We start from the raw sequence: 17507 nt of genomic DNA, 5'->3' as shown, positions 1-17507 counted from the left end.
AAAACTCAATTATTGGATACCAATTTACCATTTAAGTATACATATTTAACATCGTAGTTTTTGTTTAGCACTATTATATCGGCATCCCTACCTTCTTCTATAATTCCACAAATATTGTCTATACCTACTGATTTTGCTGGTATTTGTGAGGCCATCTGTATAGCTTCAAATGGAGACGCTATACCCCAATTAATCACGTTTTTTACAGCATCTTTAAGTTTGACTATGGAACCAGCTAAGTTTCCTGAATTTAAACGGGCTGTATTGTCTTTTACAGTCACATCAAAATCACCCAGTTTATATTTGCCTTCAGGCATACCACCAGCCATCATACAATCGGTAATAAGTGCGACACTTTCGGTACCTCTGCATTTTAAAACAACATCAGCGGATGCAGGATGCACATGATGTCCATCGCATATTAGTTCGGCAAATACATTTTTAAGTGTCAATGCAGCGCCTACCATTCCTGGATTTCTATGATGTAATGGACTCATTGCATTATATGTATGAACAAATATGCTTGCTCCGGCTTCTACGGCTTTTTTTGCTTCAAAGTAACTTGCATCGCTGTGTCCAAGTGCCACGTATATGCCCAATTTTCTAGCTTCCTTTATAAAATCTTCCACACCTTCTAATTCAGGAGCTATAGCAATTTTTTTTATCAATCCATTTGATAGCTTTTGCCATTTTTTAAGTTTTTCAATGTTGGGTTTACAAAAATGAGAAGGATTTTGAGCACCTTTATATTTATCAGAAAAGAAAGGTCCTTCTAAAAATATACCTTGTATTTTTGCGCCATAGGCATTTTTATTTTCTCCTATCATTTTAACAACATCATTTAAATCTTCTGTTGAAGCAGTGAGAGTAGTTGGTAAGAAAGAAGTAACTCCCATTTTTAATATATCTTTACAAATTATCCTCAATCCATCAGAATCTTTGTCCATAAAATCATGTCCTGAAAAACCATGAATATGAGTATCGACGTATCCAGGAGCAATGATATTATCTTTGTAATCTATGAAATCTTTTATATTCTCTGTATTTTCAATTATTTTATGAATCTTTCCTTCTTTTATTTCAAGAGCTCCATTTTCTAAAACTCTATCTTTTAAGATTATATATTTTGATTTAATTATCACTGGTATGCCTCCTTATTTTATAATTTAATCAAATTATAATAACAGTAAGTATTATTACTGTTTAGTTTCTTATACCTATTTTTTACGATACAAATAAATTATAACCTTGCATAAAAATAAATACAAGAATTTATGGTATTTTTTTTCAAAAAAACTTTAGTATCATATATAATTAATGTCTTGTTTTATAATAATACAACTGCATTATATGAACTGAACAAGTCAATGAAAAAACTTTAGTTAAAAAACGAAAATTAAATTCAAAAAAAGATAATAAATCTTATGAGAAAGCCTTTTTATTATTATACTACTAATAAAATTTATGATATAATATTAAGATGGGAATTATATAATAATAAATATTAGCTGCGTGTATTAATAATTATAAATGTATTTTAATCGGTATAAGCACTAGTACAAGATGTGAATTTATTTAATAAGTTATTGTTTTATAAGGAGTTATGTTAATATGATTAATTTTGTTTGTGAAAATTTGAAAAAGGCTATACTTAAAAATTATGTGGAAAAGATAGATCCCTACTATAAAAGTGATGAAGTGACTGAAGAAATGATGGAAAAATTTGAGCTTCTCGATATGAATAATTGTGCAATTACAAATTTAAGTGGTATAGAATATGCAAAAAATATTAGACTATTATATATTGCTTGTAATGAAATAGAGGATTTAACACCTCTTAAGGAATGTAAGATGTTGGAAATATTGGATTTTCATGAAAATAAAGTAGAAGATATTTGGCCATTGGAAATGTTAAGAAGATTAGAGTTTTTAAATATTTCTTACAATAAAATAACTGATGTGATGGCATTGAATGATATAGCAAATATAGACAGTATTAATATAAAAGGTAATAATATAGAAAATAGACTTCCTTTACGCCATATTAGATTTGTCAAAAAGTAAAAAGTAAGAGGAAAGGTAATGTGAAAATGGATAATATTAATGTATATACCTTAGATAAAGGTGTGTCATTGGCATTGATAAAAAATAAAAAGTTTAAGTCAAATTATATATCTGTATATTTTATTAGAAATTTGGATAGAGATGAAGTTACAGAAATTTCATTGCTTTCCAATATGATGTCAACCGGATGTGAAAAATATAGAACTATTAAAGAGATTTCTAAAAAACTGGATGAGTTGTATGGTATGACTATGAATATTGGAGTTACAAAGCATGGAGAAAAATCGATCAGCTATTTTAAATTTTTAACTATTTCTGACAAATATTTAGATAAACCAATTTTTGAAAATGTCATAGATTTTGTAAATGAAATAGTTTTTAAGCCACTAGTGGTTGACGATGGTATAAATCCAATGATGATAGATATAGAAAAAGACAATTTGGCTGATGAAATAAAGTCTAAAATTAATGATAAAAAAACATATGCTATCATTAAATGTATAGAAATAATGTGTGCTGATGAACCGTATTCTATAAATAAGAGCGGATACTTGGAAGATATTGACAAAATAACACCTAAAAAGCTTTATGATACTTATAAACAGTTGATATCGACATCCAATATCCTAATTACTATAGAGGGTGACTATGATGAAAATTATATTAGGAAAATTTGTAATAAAAAGTTTAGTATAAAAAGAGATAGTATTGTTGAAATAAATAGAGAAAAATTTGATATTACACCGAAAACTGTGAAAAAAGTAAATGAAGATTTTGGGACTAATCAAGGAAAATTAGTAATTGGATATAGAACGGGTGTAGATTATAAGGATTATAAAAAATACTATAGCTTACTTATCGCAAATAGTATTTTTGGTGGTGGACCTCATTCTAAATTATTTAATAATGTAAGAGAAAAAGAAAGTATTTGTTATTATGCATCATCTAATTTAGAAAAGAATAAGGGAATTATTTTGGTGAGTTCCGGTATTGATGCTCAACATTATAATAAGGCTTTAGAACTTATAAGAAAAGAGTTGGATGATGTTATTAATGGAAACATCACAGAAATAGAAATAGAGAATGCAAAAAAGAGTATAATAAATTCTCTTAGAGCTTTCTATGATTCAATTTCCGGCGAAACTGAATATTTTTTAAATCAGTTTATAAGCGGTACTGATTTGAATATAAATCAGGTTATAGAATATATTGAGCAAGCGACTAAGGATGAGATTGTTGAGTCTATGGCTGGAATTGCCGAAGATACAATTTATTTTTTGAAGTAGAATCTCTTTATATTATCAAAATTAAGGAGGAAAAAATGGAAAGAATATATAATGAAACTATAAACGAGGAACTTTTCATCGATACTCTTGATAATGGTTTGGAAGTATATTATATGCCAAAAAAGGGATTTATAAATAAATATGCCATACTTGGTGTGGATTTTGGTTCCAACGATCTTGAGTTTATTTCGATTGATGACAACAATAGGGTAAGAGTAAATGAAGGAATAGCTCATTTTCTTGAACATAAAATGTTTGAGCAACCTGATGGGGGTAATGCTTTTGATAAATTTTCAGTATTAGGAGCTAATGCCAATGCATTTACAAGTTTTAACATGACGGCATACTTGTTTTCGGCAACTGAAAATTTTTATGAATCGTTAAAACATTTAATTGAATATGTTCAAACCCCATATTATACAAATGAAAATGTCGAAAAAGAAAAAGGGATAATTGCCCAAGAAATAAAGATGTATGAAGATGATCCTGAATGGAATGTGTTTTTCAATTGCTTAAAAGCTATGTATTCGAATCATCATACAAATATAGATATTGCAGGTAGCGTAGAAAGTATTTATAAGATAACTCCAGAAGAGTTGTATACTTGTTATAATACATTTTATAATCCTTCAAATATGAAACTATTTGTAATAGGTGATTTAGACGAAAATGAGATAATGAAAGTAGTAAAAGATGCTAATAATGATTCAATAGCATTTAAGAAAGATATTGAAAGATTTATGCCGGAAGAACCGGTTGAAGTAAATAATACAAAGATAGAAGAAGAATTTACGGTATCAATGCCTTTATTTTATGTTGGATATAAAGATAGTATGCAAGAAATAAATGGAAAAGAAATATTGAAAAGAGAGATTTCAACAGATATATTATTTGATATTATATTTTCAGAAAGTGCACAGTTACATGAGGATCTATACAATGAAGGATTGATAGTAGGTGGACTTTCCGGTGGCTATAATTATCAAAAGGATTATGCTTATGCAGTTGTATCCGGAGTGTCAAAAGATCCGGAAGAAGTAAAAAGAAGAATTGACAGATATATATCTGAATTAAGAATAAATGGCATAAATCAAGAGGAATTTGAATTAAATAAGAGGAAAAAAATCGGTGCATTTTTGAAGTTATTCGATTCGATAAATTATATTGCTAATAATTTTCTAAGGTTTATTTTTAAGGGAGTTAATATTTTGGATTATTTGGATGCTTTAAAAGAAATTAAAATTGATGATATAACTTCCAGATTGAATAATTTTTTCTTGGAAGATTATAGTGTTATATCAATAGTAAGGCCTAAGAAGGATTAAGGTGAACTTATGGATAGAGTAGCATTTTCAATACTTGGTATAGACGTAATGTGGTACGGTATTCTTATAGCGACTGGTATGATATTAGCTGTTTTCATAGCTATTAGGGAAGCCGGAAGGGTAGGATACAATGACAATGATGTAGTGGATTTATCGCTTTTTCTTCTTCCGCTAGGTATAATTGGTGCAAGAATTCATTATGTGATATTTAGTTGGGATTATTATTCGAAAAATCCCGCCGAAATATTAAATATCAGAGGAGGAGGGCTTGCTATACACGGTGGAATAATTGCAGGTATTGTTACTGTTCTGATATATACTAAGATTAAAAAGTTTGATTTTTATAAATTTGCAGATGTAGTAATTTTAGGTGTTCCATTAGCACAAGCTATCGGTAGATGGGGCAATTTTATAAATAAGGAAGCACATGGTGGACCTACTAATTTACCCTGGGGGATACTAATTGACGGTCAAAAAGTTCATCCGACATTTTTATATGAATCTTTATGGAATGTAATTGTTTTTGGTATTTTATTTTTTAGAAGGAAGAACAAAAAATATGAAGGACAATTACTGGTAGATTATGTAATTTTATATTCGATTGGCAGATTTTTTGTAGAGGGACTAAGAACGGATTCGTTGATGATTGGTCCATTAAGAATTGCACAACTTTTGAGTTTTATAGGTGTCATTTTAGGATTTATTCTAAGTGGAATATTAAGGAAAAGGAGTAAAAATGGAGTTTAATCATGTTTCGGTTTTGCTTAACGAATGTATAGATAATTTAAATATAAAAAGTAACGGTGTCTATGTGGATTGTACCATGGGAGGTGCCGGTCATAGCAGTGAGATTGCAAAGAGACTTTCAGAAACAGGTAAACTAATATGTTTTGATCAGGATATTAATGCTATAAATGTGGCGAGAGAAAGATTAAAAGAGTTTGGAGATAGAGTGATATTGGTCCACAGTAATTTTGAAAATATAAAAACTGAACTTGAGAATTTAGGAATATATAAAATTGACGGAGTATTGGCGGATTTAGGTGTATCATCTCATCAATTGGACGAAGCATCAAGGGGGTTTTCATATATGAATGATGCTCCATTGGATATGAGAATGGATAATAGAAGTAATATTTCTGCATGGGACGTAGTAAACACCTATTCGGAAGAAGAACTTTATAGGATAATAAAAGACTATGGAGAAGAAAACTGGTCGAAGAGGATTGCAAAATTTATTGTTGAATATAGGGAAGCCGAAGAAATAAGAACAACTTATGAGTTGGTTGATATAATAAAAAAGGCGATTCCTAAGAAAGCGAGAATAGATGGTCCTCATCCTGCAAAGAGAACTTTTCAGGCAATTAGGATAGAAGTTAACAATGAATTAGGTGTAATTAATAAAATGATCCAAGATTCAGTGTCGATTATGAATAAAGGTGGGAGAATTTGTATAATAACATTTCATTCGCTTGAAGACCGAATAGTAAAAAATGAATTTAAATATCTGAATCAAGAATGCATATGTCCACCGGAACTACCATTTTGTCAATGTGATAAAAAAAGAGAGATAAAAATAATAACAAGAAAGCCAATTTTGCCAAGTCTTTCAGAAATAGATAATAATCCAAGAGCTAGAAGTGCAAAATTAAGGGTAGCAGAAAAAATCTAAAACTGTTATTATATAAGGTGGTAAAAAATTATGACAGCTGTCATTTATTTAGGAGGCAACAATGATTAGCTTAAAAGTTGAAGAAATAATAAAGTCAACGAAAGGCGAACTTATTAGTGGAGATGAAAAATATGAAATATCTCATATAACTATTGATAGTAGAGATGTTAAACAGAATTCTATGTTTATTTCAATAGTAGGTGAAATACAAGATGGACATAGATATGTAGAGTCGGCATATGATAATGGGTGTAGAGCTTTTTTAGTGAGTTCATTAGATTTTATTAATGAAAAAATATTAAATGATTCTTCAGTTATAAAGGTGGAAAATACTGAATTGGCTTTGGGAAAAATATCAAAATATTATATAGATTTATTTGATCTGGATGTTATTGGTGTTACTGGAAGCGTTGGAAAAACAACTACAAGGGATATGATATTTTCCGTAATATCAAATAAATTCAATGCTGTTAAGAATCAGAAAAATTTTAATAATCAATTTGGAGTTCCTCTTACAATATTTAATATTGAGAAAAAACATGAATGCGCTGTAATTGAAATGGGAATGTGTGGATTTGGAGAAATAGATTATCTTGCTGAAATTACAAGACCGAAGATAGCTGTTATATCTAATATAGGTTTATCCCATGTGGAAAATCTTGGTTCACAAGAAGGAATTTTAAAAGCAAAAATGGAAATAGCTAATTATTTTGATGAAAATTCCATTCTAATCATAAATGGAGATGATGCATTTTTAAGCAAAGTAGCTAGTGAGTATAGAGATAATGGTGAAAAATTTAGGTATAAAATCCTTACTTTTGGAAAATTTCCTACAAATACAATATATACAAAAAAAATAGAGGTTTTGGGAAATAATAAAACTAAATTTACTGTAAAAATAGATAATTATGATGAAAGTATTGATTTTGAAATACCGACAGTAGGAGAACATAATGTATTTAATGCTATGTCTGCAATACTTGCAGGTTTAAGTATGAATATGAGTATAGATGAAATTAAGGAAGGTTTACTAAAATTTGTACCTACTGAAAACAGACAAGACGTAATAGATACTGAAAAATATACGATAATTAATGATGTATATAATGCCAGTCCAGATTCGATGATAGCTTCATTAAGAGTACTTTCTTTATTTGATAAAAATAGAAGAGTAGCTATATTAGGCGATTGTCTCGAAATGGGAGATTTTTCAGAAGAAGGTCATAGAAAAATCGGTCATCAAGCTATAGGAAAGACAGATGTATTAATCAGTATAGGTGATGTTTCGAAATATATTGCAATTGAAGCAAAAGAAAGAGGTTTTGATCTTAGCAATGTATATCACTTTAACAATAAAGAAGAATTTTTTAATGAATTGAACTCTATTATCAAAGATGGAGATGTAATATTGGTAAAAGCATCTAGGGGTATGAAATTTGAAGATATTGTAGAAATATTGAAAGGAGGTAAATAATGCCAGGTTTAAAGGAATTGACATATACTACACTAATTGCATTAATTTTAGTATTGATAATGGGACCTGTATTTTTACCTGCTTTACATAAATTTAAATTTGGACAGACGGTAAGAGATGATGGTCCACAATCACATTTAAAGAAAAATGGAACACCAACAATGGGTGGAGTAATGATTATTATAGCTATACTTATTACAACATTACTAAGAAGCAAAATAAATACTGATTTAATAATTGCTATACTTTGCATGTTCGGATTTGGTATGATTGGTTTTTTAGATGATTTCATAATAATTAGAAAAAAAAGATCGTTGGGACTTACTCCAAAGCAAAAGATAATAATGCAAGTTATTCTTTCTTTTGTGATATCATTTTATAGATATAATTCAATAGGAGATGGTACTCAATTTACAGTACCTTTTTTACAAAGCGGAATCAACATAGGTATCTTTTATATACCTATTATGATGATAGCTATAATAGGTACTGTAAATGCTGTTAATCTAACTGATGGTTTAGACGGACTTGCCAGTGGAATAACAGCTATTGTATCTGTATTTTTTGTTCTATTTGCACTTTTAGTATCAAATAACATTGAGGTATCACAAATGGCAGCAGCAACTTTTGGTGCCTGTATTGGATTTTTGTGGTTCAATGTAAATCCGGCTAAAGTATTTATGGGGGATACTGGTTCTATGGCATTAGGAGGGGCAGTAATATCATTTGCTGTTTTTACCAATTCTGTATTGATAATACCAATTGTAGGTGGAATATATTTTGCAGAAGCTTTGTCGGTAATGATTCAAGTTATGTATTTCAGGAGAACTAAAAAAAGAATTTTTAAAATGGCTCCACTTCATCATCATTATGAGCAGTGTGGATGGCCGGAGACAAAAGTTGTGTTTATATTTTGGATAGTATCAGTAATATTGTCATTATTAGGTATAATTGCATTATTTTAGGTAATTAGTAAGGTTGAATAGAGGTGAACATGTTGTTTAATAATAAGACTGTATTAGTAGTAGGTGTAGCTAGAACCGGTATTTCTACTGCTGATTATTTATTAAAAAATGGAGCTACAGTGATTTTAAATGATTCTAAAAATAAAGAGGAACTGAAAGACGTATTAGATAATTTTAGCAATAAAGATAATATTGAATTTATTCTAGGTAGAAATCCAAGTTTTCATGAATTGGAAAAAATTGACTTTGCAGTTGTATCACCAGGTGTTCCACTTGATTTAGACTATATATTGGAACTTAAAAAAGTAAAAAAAGAAGTTATAAGCGAAATTGAACTGGCCTTTAGAGCAAGTAGACAAAAAAATATGGATTTCATAGGAATAACCGGAACAAACGGTAAGACTACTACAACTTCGATAGTTGGTGAAATTTTTAAAGCTTCCGGAAAAGAAACATATATCGTCGGAAATATAGGAAATCCCTCAATTCATGCGGTGGATATTGGAGGAGAAAAGTCTGTATTAGTAACAGAGTTATCAAGTTTCCAACTGGAAAGTATAGAGGAATTTAAACCTAAAGTATCGACTGTACTCAATTTAACTGAAGATCACCTAAATAGACATCATACAATGGAAAACTATACAAATGCAAAAGCACGAATTTTTATGAATCAAAATGTTGAAGATTTCTGTATACTGAACTATGATGATGAAATAACGAAAAAGATGGCAGAAAATTGTAAAGCTACTGTAAGATTTTTCTCCAGAAAAAATAAAGTAGAAAATGGTATATATTTAAATGAAAAAAATGAAATAATAATAAATGATAAAGGCATTGAGTCTGTATTTATGAAAGCAGAACAATTAAGTTTACCGGGAGCTCATAACTTAGAAAATTGTATGGCAGCAATTGGCATGTGTATTTCGTACGGAATAGATAAAAATGTAATTAAAAACGTATTAAAAAATTTCAAAGCTGTTGAACACAGGTTGGAGTATGTGGATACGGTTAATGGAATTAAATTTGTTAATGATTCAAAGGGAACTAATCCTGATTCAACAATTAAAGCCGTTCAGTCCTATAATGAACCGATAATATTAATTGCCGGTGGCTATGACAAAGGAAGTGATTTCAATGAGTTGTTCGAGATTGCAAAAAAATATGTGAGGACTGTTATAGTTCTTGGACAAACAGCTGAATTAATAGAGAAAACAGCTAAAAATAATGGAATAGAAGAAATTTATAAAGTGAATTCTATGTCAGAAGCAGTTCAAAAATCCTTTGAAGTTGCCTCAGAAAATAATGTAGTATTATTATCTCCGGCATCTGCTAGTTGGGGAATGTATAATAACTATGAAGAAAGAGGCGATGACTTTAAGAAGTGTGTAGAAAGTCTAAAGAGGAAATAAAATGAAAGTTATATTATCTGGCGGAGGGACAGGAGGACATGTCTACCCTGCGATTGCAATTGCAAATAAAATTAAAGAAAATCATCCTGAAGCAGAAATTCTGTTTGTAGGGACTAAAAATGGAATAGAGTCAACTATTGTACCTAAATATGGGTATCAAATTAAATTTATTGAAGTTAAAGGCTTTAAGCGAAAAATAGATTTTGAAAATGTAAAAAGAGTTTTAATGTTTTTAAAATCTTTAAGTGATTCAAAAAAAATCATTCAAGAATTTAAGCCGGATTTAGTAATTGGAACTGGTGGATATGTGAGTGGTTCTGTGGTGTTAAAAGCGAGTAAAATGGGGATAAAATCATGTATACATGAACAAAATTCTTTTCCAGGCATTACAAATAAAATGCTTTCTAAAAATGTAGATTTTGTAATGACCAGTTTTGATGATTCGCATAAAAGATTTCCGGAAAGTGCTAGAAAGAAATTAGTTTTAACGGGTAATCCGGTAAGAGAAGAGATATTAAATTCTGAAAAAGAAAAATCCAGAGAGATATTAGACATACCTAAAAACAAAAAAATGCTGCTGGTTGCTGGTGGAAGTGGCGGTTCTGAAGAAATAAATGATGCTTTAAAAACAGCACTTCCAAGATTAGTAAAAGAGGATATAGCATTTACTATATCTACCGGAAAAGATTACTATGAAAAATTCATGAAAATGTACGGAAAACTTAATTTTAAAGAACATCAAAGGGTTGTTCCATATTTAGATGATATGGCGAATAATCTGGCTGCATGTGATCTGGTTATAGGGAGTGCAGGTGCAATATCTATGGCTGAAATGACAGCAATAGGAGTAGCTGCTATAATAGTTCCAAAAGCATATACAGCGGAAAATCACCAGGAATATAATGCGAAAAGTCTTGAAAGTGCAGGCGGTGGCATATGTATTACAGAGAGAGAGCTATGTCCGGAGAAATTAAGTAATACTATTTTTAGTCTTTTAAAAAACACACAGAAACTTGAAGAAATGGCTAGATGTAGTAGAAAATTTGGGAAAAGAGATTCCATAGATATTATTTATAAAAAAATATCTGAGGAATGTTTTAAAAAATAAAAAACATAAAAATATCAAAAAGTTTGAAAAAAATATTGCAATGTAGGTGTTTTATAGGATATTATAGAATAGATAGAATATTAATTTTTTGATGAACTATAAATCTTTGATATTTAATTATTAATCAGATATAAAACTAAGTGCGAATGGAGGTTTAAATATGTTAAACTTTGTTGAAGAGATACCAAACTCTGCAAATATTAAAGTCATAGGTGTTGGCGGTGGTGGTAACAATGCCATCAATGTTATGATAGGTTCCGGAGTAAAAGGAGTAGAATATATAGCATTAAATACTGATAAACAGGCGTTAGAACATTCTAAGGCGGAACATATACTACAAATAGGAGAAAAACTGACTAAAGGATTAGGTGCTGGTGCTAATCCTGAAAAAGGGAAAAAAGCAGCGGAAGAATCTGCGGATGAAATAGCAAAGGTTATTGAAGGTGCAGATATGGTATTTGTAACGGCGGGTATGGGCGGTGGAACTGGTACAGGTGCGGCCCCAATAGTTGCTCAAATTGCAAAAAATGCCGGTGCACTGACAGTTGCTGTAGTTACCAAACCTTTTTCATTTGAGGGAAGAGTTAGAATGAGCAGAGCAGAAGAAGGTATTGCTGAATTAAGAAAAAATGTTGATACATTAATTACAATACCAAATGATAAAATTCTTCAGATAATAGAAAAGAGAACAAGTATTACAGACGCATTATCAAAGGCTGATGATATACTTAAACAAGGTATACAGGCAATTTCCGGTCTTATATCTGAAGCTGCATTAATCAATCTTGACTTTGCAGACGTTGAAGCTGTTATGAAAGATCAGGGGCTTGCTCATATGGGCATGGGAACTGCTTCTGGAGAAGACAGAGCTATTGTCGCAGCTAAACAGGCTATTGAATCACCATTACTTGAAACTACTATTGATGGTGCAAAAGGTGTGTTGATAAACGTTACAGGTGGAAAAGATTTAGGATTGCTTGAAGTTAGTGAAGCAACTGAAATAATTAGACAAAAATGTGATCCGGATGCAATGATTATATTTGGTGCTGCTACGAGAGAAGATTTTGGTGATGAGATAGTAATTACAGTTGTAGCAACAGGTCTTCAAGATTCGTCAGATGATTTTTTTAATACTCCGCAGTTAAGAAGACAAAATGTTTCTTCTGCACCAAAATATAATGAAATTCCTAGAGTAAATGAAGGTCAGAAAGTTGTTGAGTCAATTACGACTGTTGAAGATACTTTTGCTAATGATTTTGAAGATACGGTAACAGCTGGAGATGATGATATGGTCATTCCAACATTTTTAAGAAGAAAAAAGTAGAGATGTCAATATAAGTGAAAATGACTCAACTGTTGTTGAGTCGTTTTTCGTATATGGGAAGGAGAGAAAAAATGCTTTGTCCTTATTGTGAATGTAAAGAATCCAAGGTGCTGGATTCTCGACATATAGATTCCACATCAATAAGAAGAAGACGCGAATGTGAAAAATGTAGGAAAAGATTTACTACATATGAAAAAATAGAGATGATACCAGTCATGGTAATAAAGAAAGACGGAAGAAGAGAGTTATTTGATAGAGACAAGATAAAATATGGCTTAATTAGATCATGTGAAAAAAGACCGGTGTCTATTTCAAAGATTGATGAAGTTGTGGATTCGATAGACTCAGAGATTAATAAGATGTATGTAGATGAAATAGAATCTACAAAAATTGGTGAAATGGTTATGGACAGACTGAAGAATATAGATGAAGTAGCTTATGTAAGATTTGCTTCTGTATATAGACAGTTTAAAGATTTAAATACATTTGTTAATGAATTAGAGAGTATATTGAAAGAAAGAGGAAATGACAAATAAAAGAATAAGGATGTGATATTTTGAGTATAGATAATAGACCTATAGTTGCCGTAGTAGGAAGACCTAATGTCGGAAAATCTACAATATTTAATAAATTAACCGGTAAGAAAATTTCTATAGTAGAAGATACACCCGGAGTTACACGTGATAGAATTTTTGGAGAAGTTGAGTGGTTAAACAAATTTTTTACAATAATTGATACGGGTGGTATAGAACCGGAAACGGATGATGTGATAGTATCACAGATGAGAAATCAGGCTCTTTTAGCAGTAGATATGGCACATGTAATATTGTTTATAGTGGATGGTAAAGCAGGTATTACTGCTGCTGATAAAGAAGTGGCTGATATTTTAAGAAAAACTAATAAACCAGTGATACTTGTAGTGAACAAAATTGACTCCATGAGCCAGTATGATAATATATATGATTTTTATGAATTAGGACTTGGAAATCCAACTGCAGTGTCAGGAGCAAATAGTATGGGACTTGGTGACTTGCTGGATGAGATTGTAGAAAATTTTCCGGAAGGATTGAATACAGAATATGATGAAGATATTATAAGAGTGGCAATCACCGGTAAACCAAATGCAGGAAAAAGTTCTATTTTGAATAATATTTTAGGAGAAAACAGAGTAATTGTATCTCCAATAGCAGGTACAACAAGAGATGCGATAGATACATATTTTGAAAAAGATAATAAAAAATTTCTGCTTATAGATACGGCAGGTATTAGAAGAAAGAGTAAGGTTTATGAAAATGTGGAGAGATTTTCAGTTATAAGATCTATGAGTGCTGTTGATAGAGCAGATGTTGTATTGATAGTAATCGATGCCACTGAAGGTGTAACCGAGCAAGATACTAAAATCGCAGGTATTGCTCATGATGAAGGAAAAGGATGTATTTTTGTTGTCAATAAATGGGACCTAATTGAAAAAGATAACAAAACTATGGGAAATTATAAAAAAAGTATTAGAGAAAAATTTCCGTTTATGAATTATGCTCCTATAGTATTTGTATCGGCTGTTACTAATCAAAGAATAAATAAAATTTTGGATACTATTGTAGAGGTTTCATTTGAGCAAAATAGAAGAGTCACAACGTCTGTTTTAAATGAAGTAATCGGTGAAGCTGTTATGTTGAATCAGCCCCCATCTGATAAGGGAAGAAGATTGAAGATTTATTATGGAACTCAGACCGGTATAAAACCTCCTACCTTCACATTATTTATCAATGATACGGAATTAACGCATTTTTCTTATACCAGATATATAGAAAATAGATTAAGAGAAAATTTTGGTTTTGAAGGAACTTCAATAAGAATAGAATATAAACAAAAAAGAAGGTAATAAGGGGGAATTATGCTTGCATATATATTGATAATTTCGCTATCGTATTTTCTCGGGAATATATCTAATTCATACTTGATAAGTAGATTTATTTTTAATAAAGATATCAGGCATTTAGGATCAAAAAATCCCGGAACGACAAATGCGATAAGAACATTAGGTAAAAAAGCCGGTATACTTACTTTTATAGGTGATTTTTTAAAGGGAACAATTTCTGTCATATTATCTATATTAATTGCCAATAAGATGGGAGTTGATATAAGTCTTGCCAAATACATAGCATTAGTAGCTTCTGTATGTGGACATAATTGGCCTGTATTACTTAAATTTAAAGGTGGAAAAGGTGTCGCGACAACTTATGGTGCAATGGCGGCAATATCTCCTTTAATGTGTATTACCTGTGCAATATTTTTTTCAGTAGTGGCATTGGTAACCAGATATGTGTCAGTTGCATCAATATTATCTATTTGTTTATTCCCGGTATTAATGTATATTACGGAAGATTTTAGTGGTGTATGGATATGTATGATACTATCTATAATTATAATATATAGACATAAGGCTAATTTATTAAGACTATGGAAAGGTGAAGAAAACAGTATAGATTCAAAGAAAAAACTTTAAATGCAGAGGAGGTGTTTTGTATGGATAAAATTTGTGTGCTTGGTGCTGGTAGTTGGGGAACTGCCTTAGCTACTGTGTTAGATGAAAATGGTCATAATGTCGTGATATGGTCTAGAAGAAAAGAACAAGCTGATGAAATTAACAGTAATCATACTAATTCTAAATATCTGTCAGATATTAAATTAGGAAAAAGTCTGCTCGCTACTAATGACATAAAACAAGCTGTAAAAGATTCGAAAATAATAGTATTAGGAGTGCCTTCTCAGCAAGTTAGAAAAATATGTAAAATGATTTCTAACATAATTACTGATAATCAGATTATTGTGAATGTAGCTAAGGGAATTGAAAATGATACAGGTTTAAGAATTTCAGAAATATGTAAGGAAGAAATTCCAAATAATAGATATTGTATGTTGTCAGGGCCATCTCATGCCGAAGAAGTATCTAGGAAAATGCCTACAGCACTTGTCGCTGCATCTGAAGATATAGACGTATCCAGAACTGTTCAGGATTATTTTATGAATGAATACATCAGAGTATATACTAATAATGATTTAATAGGAGTAGAATTAGGTGGAGCCACAAAAAATATTATAGCTTTTGGAGCGGGAATATTAGATGGGTTGGAATTTGGGGATAATTCTAAAGCTGCTTTAATGACAAGAGGTCTTACTGAGATAAGCAGATTTGGAGTAGCACTTGGAGCTGAACTTTCTACTTTTTCAGGATTGACCGGTATAGGCGATTTAATAGTTACATGTACAAGTATGCATTCTAGAAATAGAAGAGCTGGTATTTTGATAGGTCAGGGATACTCTATTGAAGAAACAATCAAGAAAATAGATATGGTTGTAGAAGGGATTACTGCAACAAAAGCCGTATATAATATGACTAAAAAATTAGATATAGAAATGCCTATTACAGAATGTATTTATAGAGTAATAATGGGTGAACTGGATCCAAAAGTAGGCGTTACGGAACTTATGACCAGATCAAAAAAACATGAAAATGAGTTTATATTCAAATTATAGCAATATTTTTTTCAAATAATACATACAAGATGAAAAGTTTTTGTTATAATAATATATATGTGATATTATGCTTATTTTTGTTTTTAAGTATAATAGTGATTGGAGATATAATTATGAAAGATATAAAATCTAAAATTGAATATATTAAAAATAATATTATGACAATCGCTAAAAATGTTGAGAGAAATCCCGAAGACATACTGCTTTTAGGGGTGACAAAAACTGTTGATGTCAATGTTATACAAGAAGCAATTGAATCTGGAATTACTGAAGTAGGAGAAAATAAGCCACAGGAATTACAGAGGAAATATGATGTTATTGGAGATAAAGTGAAATGGCATCAGATTGGTTCTCTTCAGACTAATAAAGTTAAGTATATTATAGACAAAGTTACTCTTATACATTCGCTTGATAGAATATCTTTAGCGGAAGAAATTCAAAAAAGAGCAGAACTTTGTGATTTGAATATAGAGTGCTTGGTTCAGGTTAATATATCCGGAGAGGAAACTAAACATGGACTTAAAAAAAATGAGGTTGAAGGATTTATTAGAGAATGTTCCAAAAGATTTGATAGAATTAAAATTGTAGGAATGATGACTATGGCTCCTTTTGATGCAGATGATAATGAAATTAGAAAAGTATTTAAAGGCTTGAAGGATTTATCGGAATATATTTTAACACTGGGAATAAAAGGTGTGGAAATGAGAGAGTTATCGATGGGAATGAGTCAAGATTACAAAATTGCAATTGAAGAAGGTGCTACCATAGTTAGAATAGGAACATCTATATTTGGAAGCAGAAATAAATAACAAAAATAAAAGATAGTGCTAGGAGGTAAATTATGGCAGGCTTTAAAGATAGAATGGGAAAATTGAAAAATTGGATGATTATTGATGATGAGGCTCCAGAAGAATATGATTCATATGATGAATATGATGAAAATTATGATGAATACGATGAAAACTACGATGATTATGATGAAGATGAAGAAGCGGGTGTTTCATTAGGTTCGTTGACTGGTTCTATGCCGGAATACCACAGTCATAATCAGATGAAAGTGGTAATTGTAGAGCCAAAGGTGTACGATGATGCTGCTACAATAGCTGATCACCTGAGACTTAGAAAAACAGTGATTGTAAACTTGGAAAAGATGACACAACAAAACACCAAAAAGTCCATTTTTGATTTTATGAATGGTGCCGTATATGTTCTTGATGGAAATATTCAAAGAGTGAATAAATCAATTTTTATATTAGCCCCTAAAAATGTTGATGTTGACTCAAACATGAAAAAAGAGCTTGAAAGTAAAGCTATTTTCCCTTGGCAAAACAAGTAAGGAGAAT

General features: G+C 30.6%; 17 protein-coding genes. 16 read left to right on the top strand and 1 reads right to left on the bottom strand.

Features of this window, described 5'->3' with window-relative positions; translation table 11 throughout:
• Positions 1-5: 5 nt before the first annotated feature.
• On the bottom strand, positions 6-1142 hold the full coding sequence (nagA, locus tag HLB29_RS04295; protein WP_185623921.1) for an N-acetylglucosamine-6-phosphate deacetylase: 1137 nt from the start codon (positions 1140-1142) through the stop codon (positions 6-8).
• 469 nt (positions 1143-1611) lie between these two features.
• Between nagA and HLB29_RS04290 the strand changes: the two genes are divergently transcribed.
• From HLB29_RS04290 to HLB29_RS04215, 16 genes are all read left to right on the top strand, one after another.
• A complete protein-coding gene (locus HLB29_RS04290; RefSeq protein WP_185623920.1) occupies positions 1612-2064 on the top strand; it encodes a leucine-rich repeat domain-containing protein in 453 nt (150 codons plus the stop codon).
• A gap of 26 nt (positions 2065-2090) precedes the next feature.
• Positions 2091-3350, top strand: a complete 1260-nt coding sequence (gene yfmF, locus HLB29_RS04285) for an EF-P 5-aminopentanol modification-associated protein YfmF (protein ID WP_185624130.1) — start codon at positions 2091-2093, stop codon at positions 3348-3350.
• Between the two features lie 35 nt (positions 3351-3385).
• The gene (yfmH, locus tag HLB29_RS04280) at positions 3386-4675 is read left to right on the top strand and encodes an EF-P 5-aminopentanol modification-associated protein YfmH (protein WP_185623919.1); all 1290 of its coding nucleotides are present in this window, start codon (positions 3386-3388) and stop codon (positions 4673-4675) included.
• Positions 4676-4684: 9 nt separating this feature from the next.
• Complete coding sequence (gene lgt, locus HLB29_RS04275; protein ID WP_185623918.1) at positions 4685-5422, top strand: prolipoprotein diacylglyceryl transferase; 738 nt, start codon at positions 4685-4687, stop codon at positions 5420-5422.
• Entirely contained in the window at positions 5412-6347 is a 936-nt protein-coding gene (gene rsmH / locus HLB29_RS04270) for a 16S rRNA (cytosine(1402)-N(4))-methyltransferase RsmH (RefSeq protein WP_185623917.1), read from the top strand. The genes lgt and rsmH overlap by 11 nt, the downstream gene beginning before the upstream one ends.
• Before the next feature lie 61 nt (positions 6348-6408).
• A complete protein-coding gene (locus HLB29_RS04265; RefSeq protein ID WP_185623916.1) occupies positions 6409-7821 on the top strand; it encodes a UDP-N-acetylmuramoyl-tripeptide--D-alanyl-D-alanine ligase in 1413 nt (470 codons plus the stop codon).
• Positions 7821-8786: a phospho-N-acetylmuramoyl-pentapeptide-transferase gene (mraY, locus tag HLB29_RS04260; protein WP_185623915.1), complete on the top strand. Its 966-nt coding sequence runs from the start codon at positions 7821-7823 to the stop codon at positions 8784-8786. The genes HLB29_RS04265 and mraY overlap by 1 nt, the downstream gene beginning before the upstream one ends.
• Positions 8787-8815: 29 nt before the next feature.
• A complete protein-coding gene (murD, locus tag HLB29_RS04255; protein WP_185623914.1) occupies positions 8816-10195 on the top strand; it encodes a UDP-N-acetylmuramoyl-L-alanine--D-glutamate ligase in 1380 nt (459 codons plus the stop codon).
• Between the two features lies 1 nt (position 10196).
• The gene (gene murG / locus HLB29_RS04250) at positions 10197-11303 is read left to right on the top strand and encodes an undecaprenyldiphospho-muramoylpentapeptide beta-N-acetylglucosaminyltransferase (protein ID WP_185623913.1); all 1107 of its coding nucleotides are present in this window, start codon (positions 10197-10199) and stop codon (positions 11301-11303) included.
• Between the two features lie 160 nt (positions 11304-11463).
• The gene (gene ftsZ, locus HLB29_RS04245) at positions 11464-12627 is read left to right on the top strand and encodes a cell division protein FtsZ (RefSeq protein ID WP_185623912.1); all 1164 of its coding nucleotides are present in this window, start codon (positions 11464-11466) and stop codon (positions 12625-12627) included.
• A 71-nt stretch (positions 12628-12698) separates the two neighbouring features.
• Positions 12699-13163: a transcriptional regulator NrdR gene (gene nrdR / locus HLB29_RS04240; protein WP_185623911.1), complete on the top strand. Its 465-nt coding sequence runs from the start codon at positions 12699-12701 to the stop codon at positions 13161-13163.
• Between the two features lie 20 nt (positions 13164-13183).
• Complete coding sequence (gene der, locus HLB29_RS04235) at positions 13184-14509, top strand: ribosome biogenesis GTPase Der (protein WP_185623910.1); 1326 nt, start codon at positions 13184-13186, stop codon at positions 14507-14509.
• 12 nt (positions 14510-14521) lie between these two features.
• The gene (gene plsY / locus HLB29_RS04230) at positions 14522-15133 is read left to right on the top strand and encodes a glycerol-3-phosphate 1-O-acyltransferase PlsY (protein ID WP_185623909.1); all 612 of its coding nucleotides are present in this window, start codon (positions 14522-14524) and stop codon (positions 15131-15133) included.
• A gap of 20 nt (positions 15134-15153) precedes the next feature.
• Positions 15154-16164, top strand: coding sequence for an NAD(P)H-dependent glycerol-3-phosphate dehydrogenase (locus tag HLB29_RS04225; protein ID WP_185623908.1), 1011 nt, complete (start codon positions 15154-15156; stop codon positions 16162-16164).
• A 113-nt stretch (positions 16165-16277) separates the two neighbouring features.
• Positions 16278-16973 (top strand): YggS family pyridoxal phosphate-dependent enzyme, encoded by a 696-nt coding sequence (locus HLB29_RS04220; RefSeq protein WP_185623907.1) that lies wholly within the window; start codon positions 16278-16280, stop codon positions 16971-16973.
• Between the two features lie 32 nt (positions 16974-17005).
• Entirely contained in the window at positions 17006-17500 is a 495-nt protein-coding gene (locus HLB29_RS04215; RefSeq protein ID WP_185623906.1) for a cell division protein SepF, read from the top strand.
• Positions 17501-17507 lie beyond the last annotated feature (7 nt).

Source organism: Peptostreptococcus canis, assembly GCF_014229965.1.
In the GTDB taxonomy this organism is placed as follows: domain Bacteria; phylum Bacillota; class Clostridia; order Peptostreptococcales; family Peptostreptococcaceae; genus Peptostreptococcus; species Peptostreptococcus canis.
The sequence above is the reverse complement of the archived record's forward strand: the minus strand, read 5'-3'. Positions and strand labels throughout refer to the sequence as shown.

Coding starts and splice junctions, on each gene's coding strand:
- HLB29_RS04290 (WP_185623920.1), top strand. CDS start 1,612: ATGATTAATTTTGTTTGTGAAAATTTGAAAAAGGCTATACTTAAAAAT.
- yfmF (WP_185624130.1), top strand. CDS start 2,091: ATGGATAATATTAATGTATATACCTTAGATAAAGGTGTGTCATTGGCA.
- yfmH (WP_185623919.1), top strand. CDS start 3,386: ATGGAAAGAATATATAATGAAACTATAAACGAGGAACTTTTCATCGAT.
- lgt (WP_185623918.1), top strand. CDS start 4,685: ATGGATAGAGTAGCATTTTCAATACTTGGTATAGACGTAATGTGGTAC.
- rsmH (WP_185623917.1), top strand. CDS start 5,412: ATGGAGTTTAATCATGTTTCGGTTTTGCTTAACGAATGTATAGATAAT.
- HLB29_RS04265 (WP_185623916.1), top strand. CDS start 6,409: ATGATTAGCTTAAAAGTTGAAGAAATAATAAAGTCAACGAAAGGCGAA.
- mraY (WP_185623915.1), top strand. CDS start 7,821: ATGCCAGGTTTAAAGGAATTGACATATACTACACTAATTGCATTAATT.
- murD (WP_185623914.1), top strand. CDS start 8,816: ATGTTGTTTAATAATAAGACTGTATTAGTAGTAGGTGTAGCTAGAACC.
- murG (WP_185623913.1), top strand. CDS start 10,197: ATGAAAGTTATATTATCTGGCGGAGGGACAGGAGGACATGTCTACCCT.
- ftsZ (WP_185623912.1), top strand. CDS start 11,464: ATGTTAAACTTTGTTGAAGAGATACCAAACTCTGCAAATATTAAAGTC.
- nrdR (WP_185623911.1), top strand. CDS start 12,699: ATGCTTTGTCCTTATTGTGAATGTAAAGAATCCAAGGTGCTGGATTCT.
- plsY (WP_185623909.1), top strand. CDS start 14,522: ATGCTTGCATATATATTGATAATTTCGCTATCGTATTTTCTCGGGAAT.
- HLB29_RS04225 (WP_185623908.1), top strand. CDS start 15,154: ATGGATAAAATTTGTGTGCTTGGTGCTGGTAGTTGGGGAACTGCCTTA.
- HLB29_RS04220 (WP_185623907.1), top strand. CDS start 16,278: ATGAAAGATATAAAATCTAAAATTGAATATATTAAAAATAATATTATG.
- HLB29_RS04215 (WP_185623906.1), top strand. CDS start 17,006: ATGGCAGGCTTTAAAGATAGAATGGGAAAATTGAAAAATTGGATGATT.